This is a genomic window from Leisingera sp. CC-HEC096 (genome assembly GCF_059429235.1).
Genome location: NZ_JCAIJS010000001.1, coordinates 212,805 through 234,149 on the forward strand (window position 1 = coordinate 212,805; position 21,345 = coordinate 234,149).

26 protein-coding genes are annotated in these 21,345 nt (G+C 63.9%); 13 read left to right on the forward strand and 13 right to left on the reverse strand.

The window, feature by feature from the left end:
* The first annotated feature begins 66 nt into the window (after positions 1-66).
* From meaB to AC5STI_RS01025, 4 genes are all read left to right on the forward strand, one after another.
* Positions 67-1,044, forward strand: coding sequence for a methylmalonyl Co-A mutase-associated GTPase MeaB (gene meaB / locus AC5STI_RS01010; protein ID WP_495445269.1), 978 nt, complete (start codon positions 67-69; stop codon positions 1,042-1,044).
* Between the two features lie 215 nt (positions 1,045-1,259).
* The gene (gene rpmB, locus AC5STI_RS01015) at positions 1,260-1,550 is read left to right on the forward strand and encodes a 50S ribosomal protein L28 (protein ID WP_019296104.1); all 291 of its coding nucleotides are present in this window, start codon (positions 1,260-1,262) and stop codon (positions 1,548-1,550) included.
* Between the two features lie 138 nt (positions 1,551-1,688).
* A complete protein-coding gene (locus tag AC5STI_RS01020; protein WP_495445270.1) occupies positions 1,689-2,039 on the forward strand; it encodes a DUF2946 family protein in 351 nt (116 codons plus the stop codon).
* A 57-nt stretch (positions 2,040-2,096) separates the two neighbouring features.
* Positions 2,097-2,585 carry a copper chaperone PCu(A)C gene (locus AC5STI_RS01025; RefSeq protein WP_495445271.1) on the forward strand — a complete coding sequence of 163 codons (489 nt, stop codon included), beginning with the start codon at positions 2,097-2,099 and terminating at the stop codon, positions 2,583-2,585.
* A gap of 95 nt (positions 2,586-2,680) precedes the next feature.
* On the opposite strand, the gene AC5STI_RS01030 is transcribed toward AC5STI_RS01025, so the two are convergent.
* A complete protein-coding gene (locus AC5STI_RS01030; RefSeq protein ID WP_495445272.1) occupies positions 2,681-3,379 on the reverse strand; it encodes an NAD-dependent deacylase in 699 nt (232 codons plus the stop codon).
* A gap of 71 nt (positions 3,380-3,450) precedes the next feature.
* Between AC5STI_RS01030 and AC5STI_RS01035 the strand changes: the two genes are divergently transcribed.
* Positions 3,451-3,888, forward strand: a complete 438-nt coding sequence (locus AC5STI_RS01035) for a low molecular weight protein-tyrosine-phosphatase (protein ID WP_495445273.1) — start codon at positions 3,451-3,453, stop codon at positions 3,886-3,888.
* Between the two features lies 1 nt (position 3,889).
* On the opposite strand, the gene AC5STI_RS01040 is transcribed toward AC5STI_RS01035, so the two are convergent.
* The 5 genes from AC5STI_RS01040 to AC5STI_RS01060 all read right to left on the reverse strand — a co-directional run bounded on the left by AC5STI_RS01040 (position 3,890) and on the right by AC5STI_RS01060 (position 7,212).
* On the reverse strand, positions 3,890-4,855 hold the full coding sequence (locus AC5STI_RS01040; protein ID WP_490398125.1) for a LysR family transcriptional regulator: 966 nt from the start codon (positions 4,853-4,855) through the stop codon (positions 3,890-3,892).
* A gap of 169 nt (positions 4,856-5,024) precedes the next feature.
* Complete coding sequence (locus tag AC5STI_RS01045; protein ID WP_495445274.1) at positions 5,025-5,186, reverse strand: hypothetical protein; 162 nt, start codon at positions 5,184-5,186, stop codon at positions 5,025-5,027.
* Between the two features lie 18 nt (positions 5,187-5,204).
* The gene (locus AC5STI_RS01050) at positions 5,205-5,516 is read right to left on the reverse strand and encodes a hypothetical protein (RefSeq protein WP_495445275.1); all 312 of its coding nucleotides are present in this window, start codon (positions 5,514-5,516) and stop codon (positions 5,205-5,207) included.
* Between the two features lie 161 nt (positions 5,517-5,677).
* A complete protein-coding gene (locus tag AC5STI_RS01055) occupies positions 5,678-5,860 on the reverse strand; it encodes a hypothetical protein (protein WP_475050810.1) in 183 nt (60 codons plus the stop codon).
* Between the two features lie 257 nt (positions 5,861-6,117).
* Positions 6,118-7,212, reverse strand: coding sequence for a hypothetical protein (locus AC5STI_RS01060; RefSeq protein WP_495445276.1), 1,095 nt, complete (start codon positions 7,210-7,212; stop codon positions 6,118-6,120).
* A 539-nt stretch (positions 7,213-7,751) separates the two neighbouring features.
* Between AC5STI_RS01060 and lepA the strand changes: the two genes are divergently transcribed.
* Positions 7,752-9,566 carry a translation elongation factor 4 gene (gene lepA, locus AC5STI_RS01065; protein WP_495445277.1) on the forward strand — a complete coding sequence of 605 codons (1,815 nt, stop codon included), beginning with the start codon at positions 7,752-7,754 and terminating at the stop codon, positions 9,564-9,566.
* A gap of 359 nt (positions 9,567-9,925) precedes the next feature.
* On the opposite strand, the gene AC5STI_RS01070 is transcribed toward lepA, so the two are convergent.
* The 3 genes from AC5STI_RS01070 to AC5STI_RS01080 form a co-directional block, all read right to left on the reverse strand.
* Complete coding sequence (locus tag AC5STI_RS01070) at positions 9,926-10,510, reverse strand: hypothetical protein (protein ID WP_495445278.1); 585 nt, start codon at positions 10,508-10,510, stop codon at positions 9,926-9,928.
* Positions 10,455-11,614, reverse strand: a protein-coding gene (locus AC5STI_RS01075; protein WP_495445279.1) for an IS3 family transposase whose coding sequence is annotated in 2 segments (ribosomal slippage) — positions 10,455-11,356 and positions 11,356-11,614 — 1,161 coding nt in all. Because the reading frame shifts where the segments join, the coding sequence is not laid out codon by codon here. The genes AC5STI_RS01070 and AC5STI_RS01075 overlap by 56 nt, the downstream gene beginning before the upstream one ends.
* 30 nt (positions 11,615-11,644) lie before the next feature.
* Positions 11,645-12,175: a DUF4062 domain-containing protein gene (locus AC5STI_RS01080; protein WP_495445280.1), complete on the reverse strand. Its 531-nt coding sequence runs from the start codon at positions 12,173-12,175 to the stop codon at positions 11,645-11,647.
* Positions 12,176-12,558: 383 nt separating this feature from the next.
* On the opposite strand from AC5STI_RS01080, the gene AC5STI_RS01085 reads away from it, so the two are divergent.
* A complete protein-coding gene (locus AC5STI_RS01085) occupies positions 12,559-12,798 on the forward strand; it encodes a PA2433 domain-containing protein (protein ID WP_475050818.1) in 240 nt (79 codons plus the stop codon).
* A 68-nt stretch (positions 12,799-12,866) separates the two neighbouring features.
* Here the strand turns inward: AC5STI_RS01085 and AC5STI_RS01090 are convergent, their stop codons facing one another.
* Entirely contained in the window at positions 12,867-13,004 is a 138-nt protein-coding gene (locus tag AC5STI_RS01090; RefSeq protein WP_008557432.1) for an entericidin A/B family lipoprotein, read from the reverse strand.
* Positions 13,005-13,185: 181 nt separating this feature from the next.
* Between AC5STI_RS01090 and AC5STI_RS01095 the strand changes: the two genes are divergently transcribed.
* The 5 genes from AC5STI_RS01095 (at position 13,186) to AC5STI_RS01115 (ending at position 17,580) form a co-directional block, all read left to right on the forward strand.
* Complete coding sequence (locus AC5STI_RS01095; protein ID WP_259944836.1) at positions 13,186-13,512, forward strand: TraR/DksA family transcriptional regulator; 327 nt, start codon at positions 13,186-13,188, stop codon at positions 13,510-13,512.
* Positions 13,513-13,665: 153 nt separating this feature from the next.
* A complete protein-coding gene (locus AC5STI_RS01100) occupies positions 13,666-13,968 on the forward strand; it encodes a TraR/DksA family transcriptional regulator (RefSeq protein WP_495445281.1) in 303 nt (100 codons plus the stop codon).
* A gap of 221 nt (positions 13,969-14,189) precedes the next feature.
* A complete protein-coding gene (locus tag AC5STI_RS01105) occupies positions 14,190-14,843 on the forward strand; it encodes a protein-L-isoaspartate O-methyltransferase family protein (protein WP_475050822.1) in 654 nt (217 codons plus the stop codon).
* 133 nt (positions 14,844-14,976) lie between these two features.
* Positions 14,977-16,383: a TolC family outer membrane protein gene (locus AC5STI_RS01110; protein ID WP_495445282.1), complete on the forward strand. Its 1,407-nt coding sequence runs from the start codon at positions 14,977-14,979 to the stop codon at positions 16,381-16,383.
* 75 nt (positions 16,384-16,458) lie between these two features.
* Positions 16,459-17,580: a hypothetical protein gene (locus AC5STI_RS01115; protein ID WP_495445283.1), complete on the forward strand. Its 1,122-nt coding sequence runs from the start codon at positions 16,459-16,461 to the stop codon at positions 17,578-17,580.
* Between the two features lie 282 nt (positions 17,581-17,862).
* Here AC5STI_RS01115 and AC5STI_RS01120 read toward each other — a convergent pair whose 3' ends face one another.
* Entirely contained in the window at positions 17,863-19,323 is a 1,461-nt protein-coding gene (locus tag AC5STI_RS01120) for a cobyric acid synthase (protein WP_495445284.1), read from the reverse strand.
* A 197-nt stretch (positions 19,324-19,520) separates the two neighbouring features.
* Positions 19,521-19,838 carry a DUF6280 family protein gene (locus AC5STI_RS01125; RefSeq protein WP_065270891.1) on the reverse strand — a complete coding sequence of 106 codons (318 nt, stop codon included), beginning with the start codon at positions 19,836-19,838 and terminating at the stop codon, positions 19,521-19,523.
* A gap of 217 nt (positions 19,839-20,055) precedes the next feature.
* On the opposite strand from AC5STI_RS01125, the gene efp reads away from it, so the two are divergent.
* On the forward strand, positions 20,056-20,619 hold the full coding sequence (gene efp, locus AC5STI_RS01130; protein ID WP_420395470.1) for an elongation factor P: 564 nt from the start codon (positions 20,056-20,058) through the stop codon (positions 20,617-20,619).
* Between the two features lie 139 nt (positions 20,620-20,758).
* Here the strand turns inward: efp and AC5STI_RS01135 are convergent, their stop codons facing one another.
* A complete protein-coding gene (locus AC5STI_RS01135; RefSeq protein WP_495445285.1) occupies positions 20,759-21,304 on the reverse strand; it encodes a hypothetical protein in 546 nt (181 codons plus the stop codon).
* Positions 21,305-21,345 lie beyond the last annotated feature (41 nt).

A 21,345-nucleotide genomic window follows, 5' to 3' on the forward strand; every position in this document is an offset into this window, starting at 1 on the left:
CGGCAGGGGCTGGACTTTGCGGCATGGCTTGCGCCAAGGTCCGCCCATTACGACAGGAAGGCACGCATGGATACCGGACAACTGACGCAGAAAATCCTTGATGGCGACCGCCGGGCGCTGGCCCGGGCCATTACTCTGGTGGAGAGCGGCCGCGAGGATCACCGCGCCAGGGCGGGGGAACTGCTGTCGGAACTGGCCAAGCACAAACGCCAATCCCTGCGCATCGGCCTGTCGGGCACGCCCGGCGTCGGCAAATCCACCTTCATCGAAAGCTTCGGCATGATGCTGACCGGGCTGGGGCTGCGGGTGGCGGTGCTGGCGGTTGATCCCAGCTCGGCGCGCTCCGGCGGCTCGATCCTGGGAGACAAGACCCGGATGGAGCGCCTCAGCCGCGAGCGTAACGCCTTCATCCGCCCGTCCCCCAGCCAGAGCCACCTTGGCGGCGTCGCCCGCCGCTCCCGCGAGGCGGTGGCCTTGTGCGAGGCGGCAGGCTTTGACGTGGTATTGATTGAAACCGTTGGTGTCGGCCAGTCGGAAACCGTGGTGGCGGAGATGTCGGACCTGTTCCTGCTCTTGCTGGCGCCTGCGGGAGGCGATGAGCTGCAGGGCGTCAAGCGGGGCATCATGGAAATGGCCGACCTCATTCTGGTGAACAAGGCGGACGGGCCGCTGAAACCAGTGGCGACCCGCACCTGCGCCGACTACGCCGGCGCATTGCGGCTGCTGCGCAAGCGCCCTCAGGACCCCGAGGGCTTTCCCAAGGCGCTGATGGTTTCCGCCGTCGAGGAGCACGGGCTGGACAAGGCCTGGGAAGAAATGCAGGCGCTGACCGCCTGGCGCCAGGAGAACGGCCACTGGGACCGCCGCCGGGCCGATCAGGCCTGTTACTGGTTCGATCAGGAAGTGCGCCAGGCGCTCTTGGCACGGCTGGAGACGCCGGAGGCCAAGGCGCAGATGGCGGAACTGGCGGGAACAGTTGCCGGGGGCGGCAAAAGCCCGGGCGAGGCGGCCCGGATCATGCTGCGGGCGCTGGGCGCCGCCTGACGCCGGTTGCCGGGCCGGAAACGGGCGGCCGCAAGGGGTTGCGGCAGGCCGGAAATAGGTGCAGTAAGCCCGGCAAGAAAGCTGAGTTGAATCACTTGACGCTGTTGCCGGTTGAGCGTAAGAGCAGCGGACCAGTTTTCGGGCGCAGCCAATGGCCGCGCCCCTTGTGATTTGGCGCCGGACTGCCAGCGCCTCCAAAAACGAAGGATGAAGATATGTCGCGCCGTTGCGAACTGACCGGAAAAGGCCCGATGACTGGCAACAATGTCAGCCACGCCAACAACAAAACCAAGCGCCGCTTTCTGCCCAACCTGAACGACGTGACCCTGCAGTCCGAAGTTCTGGGCCGTGGCGTCAAGCTGCGCATCTCCGCAGCTGCCCTGCGCTCGGTCGACCACCGCGGCGGCCTGGACGCGTTCCTGGCCAAAGCCAAGGACGAAGAGCTGTCGGCAAACGCGCTGAAAGTGAAGAAAGAGATCGCCAAGGCACAAGCCGCTCAGGCTTGATTTCCCTGGCCTGATCCCTTTACCGGATCGGATTACGGACACCGCGCAAGGGCAACCCTGCGCGGTGTTTGCGTTTGCGCAATCTGCCGCAGAGCCGGGCCTTGCAGGCCGCTGGGCCAGCGGGCATACCATGCGGAGATGACACGCATTCTGCGCATATGGCTTGGCCTGTTTCTGGCCCTGACGGTTGCCCTGACGGCGCACAGCGCTGCCGCCCGGCAGGGGGAGCGCGATGCTGCAGGCCAAATGGTGATCTGCACCGGCACCGGTCCTGCCACCATTTATGTGGACAGCGACGGCCAGCCGGTAAAACCGCCGCACAATTGCCCCGACTGCGTCATGCATGTTCTGGACGCGGTCACGCAGCACACCGGGCTGATGCTGCCGGTCATCGCCTGCAGCGAAGCGGTTGCGGGGCAGGTGGCTGCACTGGCATCGGTTCAGAAATTCCTGCGCGCCAGCGCCCGGGCGCCGCCGGCCGCCGCCTGACCGGCCACCCCCTTTACCCATCTGAAATTTGAAAACCCAAGTATGAGGAGACTGAAAATGTCCCTGAAGTCTGCTGTCTTTGCAGCCGCCGCTGCCGCTGCCTTTGCCACCTCCGCCTTTGCAGGCGACGCCATGATCATGGTGCACGACCAGTACGCGCGGGTGTCCTCGCCCACCGCCAAGGCCGGCGCGGCCTTCATGGAGATCATGAACAAGGGCGAAGCCGACGACCAGCTGATCGGCGTGCGCTCGGACGTGGCCGCCAAAGTGCAGCTGCACACCCATAAGGAAGGCGATGACGGCGTCATGAAGATGATGCACGTGGAGGAAGGCTTTGCCGTGCCCGCAGGCGAAACCCACATGCTGAAGCGCGGCGGCGACCATGTGATGTTCATGGGCCTGAACCAGCCGCTGAACCATGGCGACGTGGTGAAGGTCACGCTGGTGTTCGAGAAGGCCGGCGAGATCGAGATCGACGTGCCGGTCGATCTGGAGCGCAAGGCCGAGGGCCACGGAAGCATGGATCACTCCGGCCATTCCAACTGATCCGCTAAGGCAGGGCGGGCGCGGCGTCAGGCCGCGCTGCAGCCCTCCTTCGCGCCCAAAGCCCGCCCTTGCGGCGGGCTTTTTTCCGCCTGCGGCTAGCCCAGCAGCTCCGCCACCCAAGCGGGGACAATCTCGCTGGCCGGGCCAAAGCGGCGCTCGGCGAAGCGGGAGCCGGTGGCAGAAGGTTCCAGGTTCAGCTCCACCGTATGGGCCGCCGCCGCCCGTGCCTCGTCGACAAAGGCCGCCGCCGGGTAGACCTCGCCCGAGGTGCCGATGGCGGCGAACACATCCGCCTCTGCCAGATGCGCGTAAATCTCTTCCATGAAATACGGCATCTCGCCGAACCAGACCACATCCGGGCGGCCCGCAGGCGCGGCGCAGGCGGGGCACGGCTGGCCAGTCCGCATCTCCAGCGGCGCCAGCCAGCGGTGGCCGCAGGCGGCGCAAAGCGCGCCTGACAGCGTGCCATGCATATGCAGCACTTGCGCGGCCCCGCCGGCCTCATGCAGCCCGTCCACGTTCTGGGTGACGATCATCACCTCGCCCTTATGCTCCGCCTGCAGCTGCGCCAGAGCCTGATGCGCCGGGTTGGGCTGCGCCTCTGCAGCCTGCGCCCGCCGCGCATTGTAGAAGCCGTGCACCAGATCCGGATTGCGCGCGAAGCCTTCCGGCGTCGCCACGTCCTCGATCCGGTGCTGCGCCCAGAGCCCGCCCTCGTCGCGGAAGGTGCCCAGCCCGCTTTCGGCGGAAATCCCGGCGCCAGTCAGGATGACAATCTTCGCCCTCTTTCCCATTGTCCCGGAACCTCCTATCACTGCGTCCATTCAAAGGAGCCGCTTGCCCATGCCTACCCGTATGCTTGCCCATGCCTACCCGTATTCTGTTCGTCTGCCTAGGAAACATCTGCCGCTCCCCGGCGGCCGAAGGCGTGTTCCGCGCGCTGTGCCCGGACGCGGAGACCGACAGTGCCGGCACCGCCTCATATCACGTGGGGGAGCCGCCCTACGGCCCGATGCAGGCGGCGGCGCGGGCGCGCGGGCTGGATATCTCGGACCTGCGCGCGCGGCAGTTCCGGGGCGCGGATTTCGAGGCATTCGACCTGATCATCGCGATGGACGCCAGCAATCTGGACAATATCGAAGCGCTGCGCCCGGCAGGCAATGAAACCCCGGTGCGCCTGTTTACCGGCTACGCGCCGGAAACCGGCGCGGACCATGTGCCGGACCCCTATTACACACGCGATTTCGATGGCTGTCTGGACCTGATCGAACAGGCCGCCAAGGGCCTCAAGGCGGCGCTTTAATTCACTCCGCGATCACCCGGAAGCCGCCCGCCAGGAACGGCAGCTGCTGCACCGCCGGGTCGATCATCTGGCTTTGCACCAGGCGGCGGACGGTCTCAGCCACGTCGCGCGGCACCCGGTCGGCCCAGTCGGCGGCGGTGAACAGAGAGATCGTCCGCGACATCTCCCCGAACGGCAGCGGGAAGGCGTCGATCTGGTCGTGGAAGCGGCCCGCGCGCATGTAGCCCAGCGGCGTGGTGATCGCCCAGCCGATCCGCCGCGCCACCATCGCCATCAGCGCCAGGTGCGAGCCGACCTCGAACCGGTCCTCGAATTCCAGTTTCTGACGCGCCAGCAGCCCCTCGATCTGCTGCGAGATCAGCTGCTCGCGGGCATAGCGCAGGAACGGCAGGTCCCGCAGCTGCTCCGCCGCCTGCGCCGCGTCCGACACCGCGCCGCGCGGTGCCGCCAGGATGAAGGGGTCGCGCACCAGCGGGTATTCCACCAGCCCCTCGTGCAAGCCCCCCGCGGTGGCGGCGACGGCGATATGCAGCTCGCGGGCCTCCAGCGCGCGGATGATGTCGTGGCTGGAGGCGGTGATCATCTTGAACCGGCACTGGGTCAGGCTGTCGGCCAGGATGGTGGCCAGCCGCGGCGTCAGGTCATTGTCGAAGTCATCAATCAGCCCGATCGACAGCGCCTGCAGGTGCGTCAGGTCCATCACCGTCAGCTCGCTTTGGGCCAGCCGCAGCTCGCCCAGCACCGCCTCGGTCCGCGCCAGAAAGCTGCGCCCTGCCGCGGTCAGCACCATCGGGCGGCGGCCATGGTCGATCAGCTCGCTGTCCAGCGCCTTTTCCAGGTTGCGCATCTGCTGGCTGACGGCAGGCTGGCTGAGGCCGGTCAGCTCCGCCGCCTGCGCCACTGAGCCGGTCTTGGCCAAGGCCTCAAACACTTCCAGCCCGCGCAGGGTAACACCTTTGATCAACATCTAACTGCTCCAATACCTTGCGCCGTTTGTTCCGCGTTGCCGCGGTCCGGTCAAGGGGGGCAGGAGAGAGGTCTTTCGCCCCCAGCGGAAATGCCGCAGCGGCAATGCATCAAAACAGCAACAAGGCGCCCGAGGGGGCGCCTTCGCTCAAGTCCGGAAGCGGAACGGCTCAGCCGCAGCTGCGCGCGGCGTGATCGCCAAACGCCTTGTAGCGCTGCCACAGGCGCTCATCGCTGCGGTTGCTGGACTGGCGCACCACCTGGGCCTGGTGCGGGTCGCCGAACCACTTGAAAACAGCAAAAAGGCGCCCGAGGGGGGCGCCTTCGCTCAAGTCCGGAAGCGGATCGGCTCAGCCGCAGCTGCGGGCGGCGTGATCGCCAAACGCCTTGTAGCGCTGCCACAGGCGCTCATCGCTGCGGTTGCTGGACTGGCGCACCACCTGGGCCTGGTGCGGGTCGCCGAACCACTTGGAGACGGTCTTGCGCTCCGAGCGCGTCAGGCTGCGGTTGGCCACCTTCTGGATGCAGTTGCACAACGACGGCGTCGCGGCGGTGCGGTCCGACTGGCGGCAGGCGCGCTCAATGGCGCCCGCTTCGGCCCCGGAGGGGGCCAGGGTAGCGAAAAATCCTGCGCAAAGCGCGGCTGTCAGGAGGTGTTTCATCTGGCTCGTGCCCCGTTTTTGGCAAGCGGGTCTGCCGCCCGCGGAATTGACACTACTATGCCGCAAGCCGGGATCCGTTTCAATCGTGGTAAACGGGACGTTTCAGGGGAGGGCTGGGGGGCTGGAGCGCCGCGTGCTGCGGCCCTCCAGCTGCTTGGTGCTCAAGCCTGGTTCGGCCCGCGCATGGCGCGCACGGCCTGGCGCACGGCTTTCCAGTCTGCGGCCTCGGCGTCCTTGCCGGCCTCTTCGCATTGGCGCATTTTCTGCGCGGCTTCGGCCTCGGCCTTGTCGCCATGCGCGCTGTAGAGCGCGCGGGCATACTCAGCGGCTTTGATTGCATCCATGCGGGTCGTCCTCCTTTGCTGTGTCACCCACCAGAGGGTCGCGCGTCTCGCGGTACGCATGGAGTATAGCGCATTTCGGGGCGGCGTGCAGGGAACGGGGCGAATTTGAGGGGTTCGGGAGATGAAGCGCGGAGGGCAGGGACCAAAGGCCGTGCAGCAAAACGGAGGGCAGCGTCCGATCCGAGGGTGGGTGCGAAGCGCCCGCCCGTGGGGGCGGATCGGGCGCTGCCCGGCGGTGCCGCCGGGCGGGAGTTAAACTAGAGGACGCCGAGCAGGCGAAGGCCGATTTGTACAAGTTCAAGCAGTTTGGGTCCGAAGTTAACCCCTGCTGCAATCGCTCCGCCACCAACCAAACCAGCTAGCTGCACGGTCTTGCGTGTATCGCTGTCAAACCATTCGGCGCCTTTGCGTGTGAGCTTGCCGTATTGTTCCTGCAGCAAAGCCATCTTGGACAGGCGGCTGAAAACCCGCGTAGCCGCATCAGCCCCCGGCAAGGGTGGCGCTCCGTCTGGCAGTGGCAGCCGGGCATCGTTTGTCAACTCGGGAATGTCCTGCGCGAAATCATCTGCCAGCTCCGGCTCGCTGATGGCTGTCAGCAAGGGCAGGGCCTCTTCCAGCAACTGCTTGTCTTCAGGCGCAAGCGCCTTAAACGCCTGCTGGGCAAGCTGTTCGCGGTTGGCAGCCACCTCCGGATGATTGGCCCGGATGCCCCGCACGCCTTCCTCCACCGCGTTCAGCAGAGCGAGGTTGTCCTCATTGTCCGGCAGCTCCCGGCTGTCATGAAGCTGCGCCCGCAGGCTGCCCGCCACCCGGGTCAGGGTCAGCTCCGCATTCTGCGGGTCGTCCCTGTATTTGGTCAGCACCCGGTTGAGCTTCTTCACATCGCCCGAGCGTTCAGACAGCCCGTTGTGACCGCCCAAGCAATCCTCCAGCGCGTCGCTGATCTGCGACAGCAGGGCGGACATATAGGGTGCGTTCTCCACCGGGATGGGAACCGTGCGGAACTTGCCCGTCTCCGGGTTCAGCTCGATGGTCTCGGCCATCGGCAGCTTTTCGGAGAGGAACTCTGCCTTGATGCGCTCGATTTCGGCGGCGACGGCTTCGGGGCCGGCTTCCCAGATTTGGTCGTCTATCAGGGCTACTCTACGCTGGAGGTCCCAGTCGAGAGGCCGTCCATCAAGGAAGCCTTGGTACCAGGACGACCAAAACGGTCCAAATTCCGCGACAAGAAACGGCTCAAAAAGGAACTGCAAGAATACTTCGTGTCTTTTGTTCTCGCGAAATTGCCAGAGGGCACTCTCGAAGTTCTCATATTCAACATTGTGAATTAGGCGGTCAAACTTGCGGTACATCTCGGTGTCCGATGCGACCTCCTTGATTAAGTAGCTGTCAGGAGAGCTTTGCGGCACTTCCGGTTCGGAAGTTAGGCTTCGCGATGCCCAAAGGATAGTTTGGTGCCAGCTGCCAAAGTGTTTCGCTGAGTTGGAAATCTGAAGTGCACAGCTCCTTATCGCCAGCATCGCACATTCTACTCGACTTGCACCTACGGTCTTTAGGTCGATGCGCTGGCTTAGTTCGTGGGCGCCTGAGATGTAGTTTTGAAGTCTTAGACCTTTTGACTTTGACGGAATGTTGGTATCGGTGGCGAGGACTAGTGCTGTTAGAACAGTTCGAAGCCCCTCCAACAGAACGCTATCTGTGCCTGAAGCGGAAGATGCTAAGACCGGTAGAGCGCGCAAAGCTGTGCGAAGGGCGAGAAATTTCCTAACAGCAATAAGGTCACCGCCGAGTATTGGTAAGTCTTGTAGCCAACTACGTAGATTGTCTTCAGTCAATTAACTCTCTCCAATCCACCTTGACCAAACCCCGAATCCAAATCATATGCCTGAGCATGACTGACCTCGCTCACATCCGCAATTTCTCCATCGTCGCCCACATCGACCATGGCAAATCCACCCTCGCTGACCGGCTCATCCAGGAGACCGGAACGGTGAAGGACCGCGATATGAAGGAACAGCTGCTCGACGCCATGGACATCGAGCGCGAGCGCGGGATCACCATCAAGGCCAACACCGTCCGCATCGACTATGTGGCCGATGACGGCGAGACCTATGTCCTGAACCTGATCGACACCCCCGGCCATGTCGACTTTGCCTATGAGGTCTCCCGCTCCATGCGCGCGGTTGAGGGCTCGCTGCTGGTGGTCGACTCGACCCAAGGGGTGGAGGCGCAGACGCTGGCCAACGTCTACCAGGCGATTGATGCGGATCATGAGATCGTCCCCGTCCTGAACAAGATCGACCTGCCGGCCTCCGACTGCGACCGGGTGGCGGAGCAGATCGAGGATGTGATCGGCATTGACGCCACCGGCGCCATCCAGGTTTCGGCCAAGACCGGCCAGGGCATCCGCGAAACGCTGGAAAGCATTGTCCAGCACCTGCCGGCACCGCAGGGCACCCGCGACGCGCCGCTCAAGGCGATGCTGGTCGACTCCTGGTACGACAGCTACCTCGGCGTGATCGTCCTGGTGCGCATCATGGACGGCGTGCTGAAGAAAGGCATGCGGGTCAAGTTCATGTCGAACAACACCCTGCACCACGTCGACCGCATCGGCGTGTTCCGCCCCGCCATGCAGGTGGTGGACGAACTGGGCCCGGGCGAGATCGGCTTCCTCACCGCCTCGATCAAGCAGGTGCGCGACACCCGCGTCGGCGACACCATCACCAACGACCGCAACGGCACTGAAAAAGCCCTGCCGGGCTTCAAACCCGCGCAGCCGGTGGTGTTCTGCGGGTTGTTCCCGGTCGATTCAGCCGAATTCGAGGACCTGCGCGACGCCATCGACAAGCTGGCGCTGAACGACGCGTCCTTCAGCTTTGAAATGGAGACCTCCGCCGCCCTCGGCTTCGGCTTCCGCTGCGGCTTCCTGGGCCTGTTGCACCTGGAGGTGATCCGCGACCGGATCGAACGCGAATACAACATCGAGCTGATCACCACGGCGCCATCGGTGATCTACCACGTCTACATGAAGGGCAAGGACAATGTGCCCGGCGAGATGATCGAGCTGCACAACCCCGCCGACATGCCCGATCCGTCCAAGGTCGACCACATTCAGGAGCCGCGCATCAAGGCGACCATCCTGGTGCCCGACGAATACCTTGGCGACGTGCTGAAGCTCTGCCAGGACCGCCGCGGCATCCAGATGGACCTCTCCTACGCCGGCTCCCGCGCCATGGTGGTCTATGACCTGCCGCTCAACGAGGTGGTCTTCGACTTCTACGACCGCCTGAAATCGGTCACCAAGGGCTATGCCTCCTTCGACTACCAGATGACCGGCTACCGCCAGGACAACCTGGTCAAGATGTCGGTCTTGGTGAATGACGAGCCGGTCGATGCGCTCTCCACCATGGTCCACCGCGACCGGGCAGAGATGCGCGGCCGCGCGATGTGCGAGAAGCTCAAGGAGCTGATCCCGCGCCACATGTTCAAGATCCCGATCCAGGCCGCCATCGGCGGCAAGGTGATCGCCCGCGAGACCCTGTCTGCCCTGCGCAAGGACGTGACCGCCAAATGCTACGGCGGCGACGCCACCCGGAAGCGCAAGCTCCTCGACAAGCAGAAAGCGGGCAAGAAGAAGATGCGCCAGTTCGGCAAGGTGGACATCCCGCAAGAGGCGTTCATTTCCGCCCTCAAAATGGACAGCTGAGGCTGGCCATTTTCGAGGGCGCGCGGGCGAAAGCGGTTGGCGCAGCCAATTGCGTGCCCGCTCCCCAGCGTTCTGCGGCGGAAACGAGACCTATTCAAACGGTTGCAAGACGGGGCCTCGGCCCCGTTTTCTGTTTCCGGCGATTGCCACTGTCCCGCCCGGCCGAAAGGCCGGGCAACGCCCGATCCGCCCCCACGGGCGGGCGCTGTCCTTTGGGATGAGGAAAAGCTAGTCGGCAACGGCTGGCGCAACCGATTCCGCGCCCGCGCATGGGCGTTCAGCGAAGGCCCTATCACAAAATCGAAGTTACGGTGATGCTTTGATCAGCGAGGAGTACCGCATAGGGCTTTTAAGCAATCCTAGAAGGGTATCTCGTCGTCATATGAACCGTAGCCCCCATAGCCTCCTGACGCCTCGGCAATGATTTGTTCAAATGGGGTGAACGCGGCCTTCAGAAGCCACTTTTTACCCGGAGCGATCGTTAGAGTTCTTTCATTGCGTTTTGCAATTTCAAAAACTTCGAAGAATAGACCCGCATTGTTAACCGATTCCCGGTTGATAGACGTTACTCTTCCATCAAACTTGTGTTGAATGAGTGAAAACAGTCCGTCGCTAATATCTTCCGGGTTCAGCCCATGTTGAAGCCTGAACGCAAACTCCTTGATTAAATTGCCTGCGTGTACTTCTACCGAGCGAGGGCCGTCGTCAGATTCAAATCTGATCTCAACTTTTGCATTTTCTAATGCTTCATAAGCCTTGAGTTTTGCCTCAGATTCGCGAAGGCTGCTCAACCAGTGGTCACGTGAAGCCTTGATCTTGTCGAGTTGTTCTTGAGTCTCGTTCGAGATCGAACCATCGTCTCTGACCTGCCCCCCGCTGGTCCCTCGCTCATGAGGAGAGTCTGCGGGTTTGATTTTGGTAGTCGTCGGTTTCGGGCTTGGCAAGCGCGGCGGGCGCGGAACCCTCAAATAGCTCAAGCGCCTGCCGCGCTTGCTTTGGCGTTCTGTTCCCCAGCGAAGAGTGGGGCCTGACGTTGTTGTAATCGTAGCGCCACAGCGCCAGCTTGCGGCGGGCATCGTCCAGGGTATCGAACAGCTCTTCATTGAGAAGCTCGTCCCGCAGGCTGCCGTTGAACGACTCGATGAAGGCATTCTGCTGCGGTTTTCCGGGGTCGATGTAATGCCAATCCACGCCGTTCCTGTCGGCCCATTTCAGGATTGCCCGGCTGGTGAATTCCGTGCCGTTGTCGCTGACAATGCAAGCGGGTTTCCCGTAGATCCGGACGAGCGCGTCCAGCTCCCGGGCAACGCGCTCTCCTGAAATGCTGGTGTCCGCGGCCAGGCACAGGTTTTCCCGGCAGCAGTCATCATTCACGGCCAGGATGCGGAATTTCCGCGACGCGCCGAAGCTATCCGCCAGGAAGTCCAGGGACCAGCGCTGGTTGGGCTGCGTGGCTTCAGGCATCGGCGTTCGCGAGCCCCGGGCACGCTTGCGGCCCCGCCGCCTCCTTACCGCAAGGCCTTCTTCGCGGTAGAGCCGGTAGAGTTTCTTGTGGTTCATGATCATGCCTTTGCGCTCAAGCAGCACGCCGATCCGCCGGTAGCCGAACCGGCGGCGTTTGCCAGCGATCTCTTTCATCTCCTGGCGGATCTCGGGATGGTCGGGCGGGCGTTCGCGCCGGACCGTCTTGGGGTCGACACCGACAAGCCGGCAGGCCCTGCGCTGCGAGATGCCGTGATCCCGCATCGCAGTGAGCGCTGCCTCTCGCCGCTCTTTCGGTGTCGTCAGCTTTTTCCCAGCAGGTCTTTCAAAACCACGTTGTCGAGCATCGTGTCTGCCAGCAGCCGCTTCAGCTTGGCATTCTCATCTTCCAGCGCCTTCAGCCGCGCGGCCTCCGTAACCTCCATGCCGCCATATTTGGACTTCAGCTTGTAAAAGGTCGCCGGGCTCAGGCCGTGCCGTCGGCACACCTCTGCTGTCGGCATCCCGGCTTCCTGCTCTTTGATCATCCCAATGATTTGCGCCTCGGTGAAACGGCTCTTACGCATTCGTCTGCTCCTACATAGGTTGGGCAGACTCTACTTCATGGTGAGGGATTTTGCGGGGGGCAGGTCATCTCTTCTCCAGCCTACCCTTGGATTTTCTCGAAACTCCGAAGTTAGCGAAACGATCACTTTCGATTGTAGGTCGTTCAAGTCTTCCCAAAGTTTAACGACCCTGTTTGACAATACACGCTTGCGAAAAGCTTCAAGCTTTTTCTTCTTGTTCTCTTCGTGATCAACGTTCTCAGATTTAATCTTCCCAATGTCGCTGTGTACAAAAGCAAGAACAGGTATTTGTTTTGATAAGGCATATTCAAACTCCTGTTCTGTGTAGCTAAGTCCGTTATCGTCAATGCTTCCGTATCGGCCTCCTACGACAAGAACATAATAGTCGCAGTCATCTATTATCCTCTTGATGTAGTCTAGTTGAGACGTCGGCGAAGCGGGAAAGAGCTCCATTCCAGCGGGAATGTGACCCAAATCCAAAATGGCCTTAGTAATTCCCGCGCGTTCTTCCTTTAGGTCTAAGAAGGTTGAGCTGACGAAAACTTGAAAGCGTTTGTCCATTTTTTTCCTGTTGAATGGTTTGGTGTACTAAACATTGTCCCGGAATGGTGTGCATTTTTGCCGGATAAGAGTCGCAGATACAATCCTATACTCAAACTTGGCTAGATTCGCGTCTTGTTAGGTTATGATATTGCCCGGCCGCAAGGCCGGGCAGCGCCCGTCCCGCCCCCCACGGGGCGGGCGCTTCGCTTCCCACCCCGACGGGCCGGGCGCTGCCCTCCGCGTTCTGATCAAACACTGTAGGGTAGGCAATCTTGCCCACCATCCGCCACCGCACCCCATGCGCCACTCTCCGCCCATCCGCGGCCTCTGCGCAACTCCTGCCTGAAACCGCACCCGTTCCATGCTATCCTAAACCCCGTTCATCTGGGGAGGATAACACCATGAAACACCTGACTTTGGCCGCCGCGATCACCCTCTTGGCGTCGCCGCTTCTGGCCGGGCAATGCCCCGCCGACATTGCCGCCATCGACGCCGCGCTGGCCGCAGGCACAGAACTGTCGGAAGAAGACCTGGCAACCGTTCAGGAACTGCGCGACGAGGGTCAAAGCCTGCATGACGCGGGCGATCATGATGCCTCGGTCGAGACCCTGGCCGAGGCCAAAGCGATGCTGGGGATCTGAGGCCCCGCAGCCCAAACAAAAACGCCCGGCGGCTGGCCGGGCGTCCTCACAGTCTTCGCATCAGCCGCTCAGAAGCTGTCCTGCACGTCCTGCGCGGCGCCGCTGATCGCTTGGCCTGCCTTGGAAATATCGCGCCCCGCGCCCTTGGTGGTTTCGCAGGCCGCCAGGCCCAGCAGCATCAGCGCACATGTGAAAATCCGGATCATCGTCGAAGGCTCCTCATCTCTGCTCAAACCCTTTGGCAAATGTCTAGCAAGCCGCCCCGCCTCAGGCCAGCGGATTTGCGGGCCAGCGGATTTGCGGGGCAGGCAAGGGGCTTGAGCCAAGTCAAGGCCGGGCGGCCGGGGCCGGGCTACGCTGCGCAGGACAAAACAGGAGGCAGACATCATGGATCTTTCCACCCGCAAACAGGCGCTGGAGGCGCGCCGGGCTGAACTGACCGGGCATCTGAGCGAGGTTGAGCACACGCTGGACGCGCCGATGCCCAAGGACTGGGAGGACCGCGCCTCCGAGCGGCAGGGCGACGAGGTGCTGGAAAGCCTCGGCAATGCGGAACTGGACGAGCTGCGCCGGATTGATGCGGCGCTGGCCCGGATCAAGGCGGGCACCTACGGCATCTGCGCCTCCTGCGGCGAGATGATTTCCGACGCCCGTCTGGACCTGCTGCCCGCGGCCCCCCTTTGCAAGACCTGCGCGGCGGAAGGGGCCGGCTGAGCCGCAGCCTCCGGCGCAACAGGGGTTTACAAAAAATTCGCAACTTATAGGGTAGTGCAATCCCCGAAAATCGCGAGTATCTTGATCTGGATCAAGGCTATAGCTTTGGCCTCACGGCAAGTTGCGCGAAAATTGAGCTGGAGGGTATGTACTATGGACTTTTCCACCAGAAAACAAACGCTTGAGGTGCGCCGGACGGAGCTGGCAGGGATTCTGTCACAGGCCGGGCTTGGGATGGAGGGGGCGTATGCAGCGCCCCGGCTGCAGCGGGCGCCGGCGCCGGCCATCGGGGTGCCGGCCAAGGCCAGCCTGGACGAGCTGCGCCGCATCGACGCCGCGCTGGCGCGCCTGCGCGAGGGGTCATATGGCTTCTGCCAGATCTGCGGCGACGATATCGGCGACGACTGGCTGGACCAGCGCCCGGCCTCGCCCTTCTGCAAAAGCTGCGCTCTCTAGCCGGGGCAGGGCGCCGGCCGCCCGCAGCCGCCGGAAACCATAAATCTATCACAGCCAGCGGCCGCCCGGCCCGCTGGCTGCTGCTGTTTGCGGCGTGCTCAGCGGCGCGGCGCCGCTGCAGCGCTGCACCAGTTGCGGCCCTCGCGCCAAAGGCCCCGTTGCCGTGCCTGCCGGGATGTGCCACAACCTGCTGTAACAGACTGAACACATGAGTTTAGCAGATGCCTGATTTCGCCGAACGCCGCCGCATGATGGTGGATACCCAGATCCGCCCGTCGGATGTCACCAAATACCCGATCATCGAAGCCATGCTGGCGGTCCCGCGCGAGCAGTTCGTGCCGGATGCGCAGCGCGAAGCCGCCTATGCCGACCAGAATGTGAGCCTCGGCGGCAGCCGCGTGCTGCTGGAGCCGCGCACCCTGGCCAAGATGCTGGATGCGCTGGATATCCAGAACGATGAGCTGGTGCTCGATGTGGCCTGCGGGCTGGGCTATTCCACCGCGGTTGCGGCGCGGGTGGCGCAGATGGTGATCGGCGTCGAGGAAGACGAGGACATGGCCGCCGACGCCCAGGCGATGCTGTCCGAAATCAGCGCCGACAACGCGATTGTGCACGTGGGCCCGCTGGCAGACGGCGCGGCGGAACACGGGCCTTATGACGTGATCCTGGTGCAGGGCGGGGTTGAAGAACTGCCCGCGCCGCTGCTGGCGCAGCTCAAGGACGGCGGCCGGATCGCGGCGCTGATGATGAACGGCGCGCTGGGCGAGGTCAAGATCGGCTACAAGAGCGGCGGCAGGATTTCCTGGCGGTTCGACTTCAACGCCGCTGCGCCGGTGCTGCCCGGGTTTGCTGCTGCGCGCGAATTCGCGCTCTGACCGCACAGGTCAGGCACGGCGGCCGGCGGGGCGGGGCCGCTGATAATGGGGAGAGGCCGGGCGCCGGTGACTCTGGCGCCTGATCAGGGACAACTCACCGCGGCTGGCGGCGCGGCAATATAAAAGGCAACCGATGCATAAGAAATTCCCGGCGAGTGTGTTTAAGGCTTTTGTGTTTGCCGGCGGAGTTGCCGCCACGGCGCTGATGCCGCTCAAGGCGGCCGCGGACAACCTGTCCGACGCCATGATTGGCGCCTATAAAACCAGCGGTCTGCTGGAGCAGAACCGGGCGCTGCTGCGGGCCGCGGATGAAGACGTCGCGATTGCCGTGTCCCGGCTGCGGCCGCTGGTCCAGTGGACGGTGAACGCAATCAACTCCTATAACGAGGTGAACCTCAACCAGACGCGCAACACCCTGTCCACCCAGCTGGAACTGACGCAGCTTCTGTATGACGGCGGCTCCACACGCCTGGACAAGCTGGCAGCTCAGGAAATCGTGCTGGCCACCCGGCAGGCCCTGCTGAGCGTGGAGCAGACGGTGCTGTTCCGGGCTGTTCAGGCCTATGTCGGCGTTCTCCAGGGGCAGGAAAACGTCGCCCTGCGCCGCAACAACCTGCGTCTGCTGCAGGAAGAGCTTAAGGCCGCGCAGGACCGGTTTGAAGTCGGCGAAGTCACCCGTACCGACGTGGCCCTTGCCGAAAGCCGCGTTGCCGGCGCGCGTGCCAGCCTGACCGACGCCGAGGGCACCCTGCTGACCGCCAAGGCAACCTACCAGCAGGTCGTCGGCCGGGCACCCGGCGTTATCGCCGGCCAGCCGGCCTTGCCCCGCCAGCGCGTTTCGCTTGGCGCGGCGCAGACTGTGGCGCTGCGGAACCAGCCGGATCTGCTGTCGCAGCAGCACGTCGTCAAGTCGCGGGAGTATCAGGTCGCTGCCGCAACCGCGAGCCTTGGCCCGACTGTGAACTTGCAGGCAAGCGCCGGCGTGAGCGAAGACGTGCAGGACGGGGCCGGGGCGGCCAATTCCTCCAGCATCGGCATCACGCTGAGCCAGCAACTCTATGCCGGCGGCCGCAATGCCGCGGTCCGGCGCCGGGCCATTGCCAACGCCGATGCAGAGCGCGGAGCGCTGATCGACACCCAGCGCGCCGTCCAGCAGGCGGTGAGCGAAGCTTTCTTTAATGTTGAGACCGCCCGGGCCAGCCTGGTGTCTTCGGGCGAGCGCGTGCGCGCCTCCAGGGTTGCTTTTGACGGCATCCGCGAGGAAGCCACCCTGGGCGCCCGCACCACCCTCGACGTGCTTCAGGCAGAGCAGGAATACCTCGACGCGCAGACGGAGCAGGTGAATGCCCGCGCCAACCAGGCGATTGCGGCCTATCAGCTGCTGCAGTCGCAGGGCCTGCTGACCGCCGAGCATCTGGGCCTGGCGGTGGAGATCTATGACCCGACGCTTTACTACAACCTGGTCAAGGACGCCCCCGCGCACCGCAGCAAGCGCGGCAAGGATCTGGACCGGGTGCTCAAGGCCTTGGGGCGCAACTGATAGTTTATCCTATCTGTTGTGTGGTGGCGGGAACGCGGCTACACTCTCTGGTAAGAGGCAAGAGTGGTTTATAAAATGTCCGATCCAGTTACCCATGCTGAGATTGAAGATGTGCTGTCCTCAATCCGCCGCCTGGTGAGCGAAGACAGCCGTGGCGAGCCCGCGGCTCCGGAACCGGCGGCCAAGCTGGTGCTGACGCCTGCGCTGCGGGTTAAGGAACCGGAACCCCGCAGCCCGGACACGGCCGGCAGCCCCGGCCTGGATGAGGACGCGCCGTACTTGGCCGAAGCGTCCTCGCAGGTGGCGCCGGGCACCGCCCCGGATGTTCAGCATGAGACGCCTGAGGCCCTGCCGGCGGCAGAGCGGTCCACGGATGATGCGCGCGAAGAGGCGGCGTCAGAGGAGCCCGCAGCGGAACCGGCTATTGCCTTCCGCCACCGCGCCGGCGTTAACGACACCGGCCCTGCTGACCTGGACGGCACCCGGCAGGACGGAACCGGAACCGGCGAGGCGGAAGAGACCGGCAGTGCAGAGACGGCGGCCCCCTGGGCCGACCCCGCCGCCACTCTGTTTTCTGCGGCCTCCGGTACGCCGCCGAAGAAGGCGGGCACGAAGATCGCCGCGGGCGAAATTCCGGCGGAGGACCAGGCCGGCGGCACCGCGGGTGCCCGCGCAGCCTCGGTGGTCCGCAAGATCGCCGAGCTGGAGGCGCGCAGCACCGGCGCGCGGGATCAGGACCAGCAGCAATGGGAGCCTGACAGCAAGACCGAAGCACCCTTTGCCGCCACGCTGGTGGATACCATTGAATGGCGCGACGAACCGGCACCCGCCCGCTCCGCCGCGCCGGCAGACGGCGAGGCTGCAATCAGCGATGCGGACTTCCGCCCTGAGCGCGCGGAAGATGCGGAAGACGCCGGCGAAACACGGTCCGGCAGGCCTCAGCCGGCAGGGCCGGACACTGCGCCCGCAGCAGACCCGGCGGAAACGGTGGTGGAGGCCGCCTTCACCGGCGCGGCCCTGGAGACGCTGGCAGAGACCGGCGACAGCTATCTCGACGAGGACGGCCTGCGCGATCTGGTTGCCAGCATCGTGCGCGAAGAGCTTCAGGGCCCCTTGGGCGAGCGGATCACCCGCAATGTCCGCAAGCTGGTCCGGCGGGAAATCCACCGGGCGCTGGCGGCGCATGACCTGCTCTGAAGCCTGACGGCGATCGGCCAGAAAAGTCGGTTGCAGTAATCTCCACCAAGGCACGCCCCGCGCGTGCCTTTTTCATTTGGCCTGTTCGGACAAGCGGGATCAGAACCGCCTTTACGGCTGAGGCTGGCAGAGGCGGGCTCCCGCCCGGCGGGCGGCTTTTGAAAAGGCCTTCCGCCCGTTGGGCCCGGCGCCGCGCAGAGCGCGGCGCCGGGCCCAAGGCCGCGGACGGTGCTGGCGGCAGCCAGCGGTGGCCGGCGGGCGCGGGAGCGCCTCCGCCTGTGGTCAGAACCGGACGGGCTGCGCCAGCTGCAGCAGCTGGTCCAGGTCCATGTAGCGTTCCAGATGCTCTGCCAGCTTGTCCAGCGTCTCGTCCACGCCATCCTCGTAGCCGGCCTGGCTCTCATGCCCCAGCGAAGCCAGGACGCTGGCGCGGAAGGCATCCGAAGAAAACAGCCCGTGCAGATAAGACCCCTTCACCCGGCCATCGGCAGAGGCGGCCCCTTCGGGCCGCCCATTGATGCTCAGCCAGGCGCGGGTGCAGTCGGCGCCCGTGGTGCGGCCCATGTGAATTTCGTAACCGCTCACCGGCAGGTTGCCTTCCCGCGTGACTGCCTCGGTCAGCGTGACGCGCTTTTCGCCCGCCATCACCGTGTGCACGTCCAACAGGCCCAGGCCGTCAACCTTGCCGGGACGCCCGTCGACGCCCTCGGGATCGTCAATGGTCTTGCCCAGCATCTGATAGCCGCCGCACAGGCCCAGCACATGGCCGCCGCGGCGGTAGTGGGCGAGGATGTCGATGTCCCAGCCCTGCGCCCGCAGATAAGCCAGATCGCCAATAGTCGACTTGCTGCCGGGCAGGATCACCAGATCCGCATCGCCGGGCAGGGCGCGGCCGGGCGGCACGATCTCCACCGTCACCTCCGGCTCCGCCGCCAGCGGGTCCAGGTCGTCGAAATTCGCCATCCGCTCCAGCTGCGGCACCACCACCTTGCAGGCGCCGCCCTGGCGCGAGGCGATGTCCATCATGTCTTCGGCCGGCAGTTTCCAGGCGTCCCAGAACCATGGCACCACGCCAAGCGAGGGCCAGCCGGTGCGCGCAGCAATGTCATCGCGGCCGCCGTCAAACAGGCTCAGGTCGCCGCGGAAGCGGTTCACCATAAAACCCACGACCCGCTCCAGATCCTGCGGCTCCAGCACCGCGTGGGTGCCGACGATCTGGGCGATCACCCCGCCGCGGTGGATGTCGCCTGCAATCACCACCGGCACCTCCGCCGCGCAGGCAAAGCCCATGTTGGCAATGTCATTCTTGCGCAGGTTGGTCTCGGCAGGCGAGCCCGCGCCCTCGATCAGCACAAGATCCGCGTCCGCCGCCAGCCGCCGGTAGCTCTCCAGCGCCGCTTCCAGCAGGCCGGATTTGTCGCGCATGAACGAACCCGCGCCTTGGGTGCCGCGGCGCTTGCCTTGCACGATCACCTGGGCGCCGGTATCGGTCTCCGGCTTCAAAAGCACCGGGTTCATGTCGGTATGCGGCGCCCGCATCGCCGCGCGCGCCTGCAAGGCCTGGGCACGGCCGATCTCGCCGCCCTCAGGGGTGACGGCGGCGTTGTTGGACATGTTCTGCGGCTTGAACGGCGCAACCTTCAGCCCGCGCCGCACATAGGCGCGCGCCAGCCCTGCCACCAGAAGTGACTTGCCGACATTGCTGCCGGTGCCCTGGATCATGATCGAACGCGCCCGTGTCATCTTGCTGCCAGCTCCCTGCCTGCGCCCCGCATTTCTGGGGCCTGCATAGCAGGTTAGACGCCGCCGTCCATAACGGCTGCGCCGGAACCGTCGGCACGCTGTCCGGGGGCGACTGGGTGACGCAGGGGAAACCCGCGCGGGCAAAAGAAAAACGCGCCCCGAAGGGGCGCGCTTTTCAGCAATGCAGGCAGCAGCCTTTAGGCGGCTTCAGCCTGTGCGGCATTGCGGCGCTCGCTCTCTTCACGCGACAGCGCAACCGAGGTCCGTACCCCGCGGCCGACGAATTCCATCAGGCCTTCGACCACCCGTTCGTTGGGGTCGATACCGGCGCAGGACAGCACTTCGCGGCCATCGCGCGAGCGCGCCCAGCGGGCGATTTGCTCCGGGCCATTGCCGTATTTCTTGTCGTCGGCGATGGCGTCATCCAGTGCGGCCAGGACCACGGCAGCAAACAGTTTGCGGGCGCGGTTGCCTTGCTCGTTGTTATAAGCGGTGCCGTCTACGAAATCTCGCATCTCGTATCCCTTGTTGTTCTTGCTATTGCAATTTTCGGCGTAGCGCTGCTTATGGCGGAATTGTGACGATTCGGATAGGGCGCAGATGCATAGCTTTCATGCAAATTGCGCATACCTTTTCTCACTCATTCCATACCAGATCCTTGTCTTGCCAGCGCCAAGCCCGCCAGATATAGGGGCTGGTAAGAATTCATCAACCATCTGAAAGGCATTTCTCATGCCCAAGATCAACGGCAATGAAATCCGCCCCGGCAACGTTCTGGAACACAACGGCGGCCTGTGGGCGGCGGTGAAGGTCGATCACGTCAAACCCGGCAAGGGCGGCGCCTTTGCCCAGGTCGAGCTGCGCAACCTGCGCAACGGCTCCAAGCTGAACGAGCGCTTCCGCTCGGCGGACAAGGTAGAGCGCGTCCGCCTGGAGCAGAAGGACCAGCAGTTCCTGTATGAGAGCGACGGCATGCTGGTGTTCATGGATGCCGAAACCTATGAGCAGATCGAGCTGCCCGCGGACCTCTTGGGCGACCGCCGCCCGTTCCTGCAGGACGGCATGACCATTGTGGTGGAATTCTACGAGTCCGAGGCGCTGAACGCGACCGTGCCGCAGAAAGTGACCTGCAAGATCGTCGAGACCGAGCCGGTCGTCAAAGGCCAGACCGCGGCGAACTCCTTCAAACCGGCGATCCTCGACAACGGCGTCAAGGTCATGGTGCCGCCCTTCGTCGGCCAGGACGAGATGATCGTGGTCAACACCGAGACCATGGAATATTCCGAGCGCGCCTGATCCAGGCCGCGCCCCGGAAAGCAGAAAGCCGCCCTCCCTCGGGGGCGGCTTTTTCCGTTCCTGCCGGAACCCCTAAGACTTTTCTGAAAAGTCTTAGGCAAAAGTTTTCTGAAAACTTTTGCGTGGGCAAGCTGCCGGTTCACCCTGCAGGCAGCGCCAGGCTGAACCCGCATTCATCCATCATCTTGCCATAGGCCGCGGTAAAGCCGCTCAGCGAGGCTTCATAGAACATCTCGCTGCCCGCCCAGATTTCCACCCAGCGTCCCTGTTTCATGGCTTGAAGCATCGGCAGGTGATCCTGGAACCGCAGCACGCTTTCGGCTTCCGCCAGCCCTTCCTCATTGATCCAGGAATTGATCCCGGCAGCGACCGAGAACGTCCGGTCGAAATCAAAGATGAAATCCACCGTGCCGCCCTGCTGCATCAGCGTGGGGTAGTGCCGGGGCGCGTATTCCTGCACCTGCGCCATCGGGTAGAACGCGGGCGGTCCCGCATCACCGGAGAACACCTCCAGCGCAAGGATCGGGTCGCCATCGCCGCCGGTCCAGGCGCGGCAGGTCAGGTAACTATCCTGCTCCGTCACATGCGGCTCCACAGCCGCGTGCCAGTCCTTGTAGCTCCAATACTCCGCCAGCGCCGGGGAGGCCGCCAGCGTGGTCAGGCACATGCCAAACACCAGTCGCATCAAATACCCTTTCAGCAATTCTGCCCGCGACCCTAGCGCAA

What these genes read in the sequence shown, in the direction of transcription:
- AC5STI_RS01020 (WP_495445270.1), top strand. Translation starts at nt 1,689, where the DNA reads ATGACACGCATTCTGCGCATATGGCTTGGCCTGTTTCTGGCCCTGACG.
- AC5STI_RS01040 (WP_490398125.1), bottom strand. Translation starts at nt 4,855, where the DNA reads ATGTTGATCAAAGGTGTTACCCTGCGCGGGCTGGAAGTGTTTGAGGCC.
- AC5STI_RS01025 (WP_495445271.1), top strand. Translation starts at nt 2,097, where the DNA reads ATGTCCCTGAAGTCTGCTGTCTTTGCAGCCGCCGCTGCCGCTGCCTTT.
- lepA (WP_495445277.1), top strand. Translation starts at nt 7,752, where the DNA reads ATGACTGACCTCGCTCACATCCGCAATTTCTCCATCGTCGCCCACATC.
- AC5STI_RS01125 (WP_065270891.1), bottom strand. Translation starts at nt 19,838, where the DNA reads ATGCGAGATTTCGTAGACGGCACCGCTTATAACAACGAGCAAGGCAAC.
- AC5STI_RS01055 (WP_475050810.1), bottom strand. Translation starts at nt 5,860, where the DNA reads ATGGATGCAATCAAAGCCGCTGAGTATGCCCGCGCGCTCTACAGCGCG.
- AC5STI_RS01110 (WP_495445282.1), top strand. Translation starts at nt 14,977, where the DNA reads ATGCATAAGAAATTCCCGGCGAGTGTGTTTAAGGCTTTTGTGTTTGCC.
- AC5STI_RS01120 (WP_495445284.1), bottom strand. Translation starts at nt 19,323, where the DNA reads ATGACACGGGCGCGTTCGATCATGATCCAGGGCACCGGCAGCAATGTC.
- AC5STI_RS01035 (WP_495445273.1), top strand. Translation starts at nt 3,451, where the DNA reads ATGCCTACCCGTATTCTGTTCGTCTGCCTAGGAAACATCTGCCGCTCC.
- AC5STI_RS01060 (WP_495445276.1), bottom strand. Translation starts at nt 7,212, where the DNA reads ATGTACCGCAAGTTTGACCGCCTAATTCACAATGTTGAATATGAGAAC.
- AC5STI_RS01115 (WP_495445283.1), top strand. Translation starts at nt 16,459, where the DNA reads ATGTCCGATCCAGTTACCCATGCTGAGATTGAAGATGTGCTGTCCTCA.
- AC5STI_RS01095 (WP_259944836.1), top strand. Translation starts at nt 13,186, where the DNA reads ATGGATCTTTCCACCCGCAAACAGGCGCTGGAGGCGCGCCGGGCTGAA.
- AC5STI_RS01085 (WP_475050818.1), top strand. Translation starts at nt 12,559, where the DNA reads ATGAAACACCTGACTTTGGCCGCCGCGATCACCCTCTTGGCGTCGCCG.
- rpmB (WP_019296104.1), top strand. Translation starts at nt 1,260, where the DNA reads ATGTCGCGCCGTTGCGAACTGACCGGAAAAGGCCCGATGACTGGCAAC.
- AC5STI_RS01090 (WP_008557432.1), bottom strand. Translation starts at nt 13,004, where the DNA reads ATGATCCGGATTTTCACATGTGCGCTGATGCTGCTGGGCCTGGCGGCC.
- AC5STI_RS01030 (WP_495445272.1), bottom strand. Translation starts at nt 3,379, where the DNA reads ATGGGAAAGAGGGCGAAGATTGTCATCCTGACTGGCGCCGGGATTTCC.
- AC5STI_RS01105 (WP_475050822.1), top strand. Translation starts at nt 14,190, where the DNA reads ATGCCTGATTTCGCCGAACGCCGCCGCATGATGGTGGATACCCAGATC.
- AC5STI_RS01100 (WP_495445281.1), top strand. Translation starts at nt 13,666, where the DNA reads ATGGACTTTTCCACCAGAAAACAAACGCTTGAGGTGCGCCGGACGGAG.
- AC5STI_RS01080 (WP_495445280.1), bottom strand. Translation starts at nt 12,175, where the DNA reads ATGGACAAACGCTTTCAAGTTTTCGTCAGCTCAACCTTCTTAGACCTA.
- efp (WP_420395470.1), top strand. Translation starts at nt 20,056, where the DNA reads ATGCCCAAGATCAACGGCAATGAAATCCGCCCCGGCAACGTTCTGGAA.
- meaB (WP_495445269.1), top strand. Translation starts at nt 67, where the DNA reads ATGGATACCGGACAACTGACGCAGAAAATCCTTGATGGCGACCGCCGG.
- AC5STI_RS01135 (WP_495445285.1), bottom strand. Translation starts at nt 21,304, where the DNA reads ATGCGACTGGTGTTTGGCATGTGCCTGACCACGCTGGCGGCCTCCCCG.
- AC5STI_RS01050 (WP_495445275.1), bottom strand. Translation starts at nt 5,516, where the DNA reads ATGAAACACCTCCTGACAGCCGCGCTTTGCGCAGGATTTTTCGCTACC.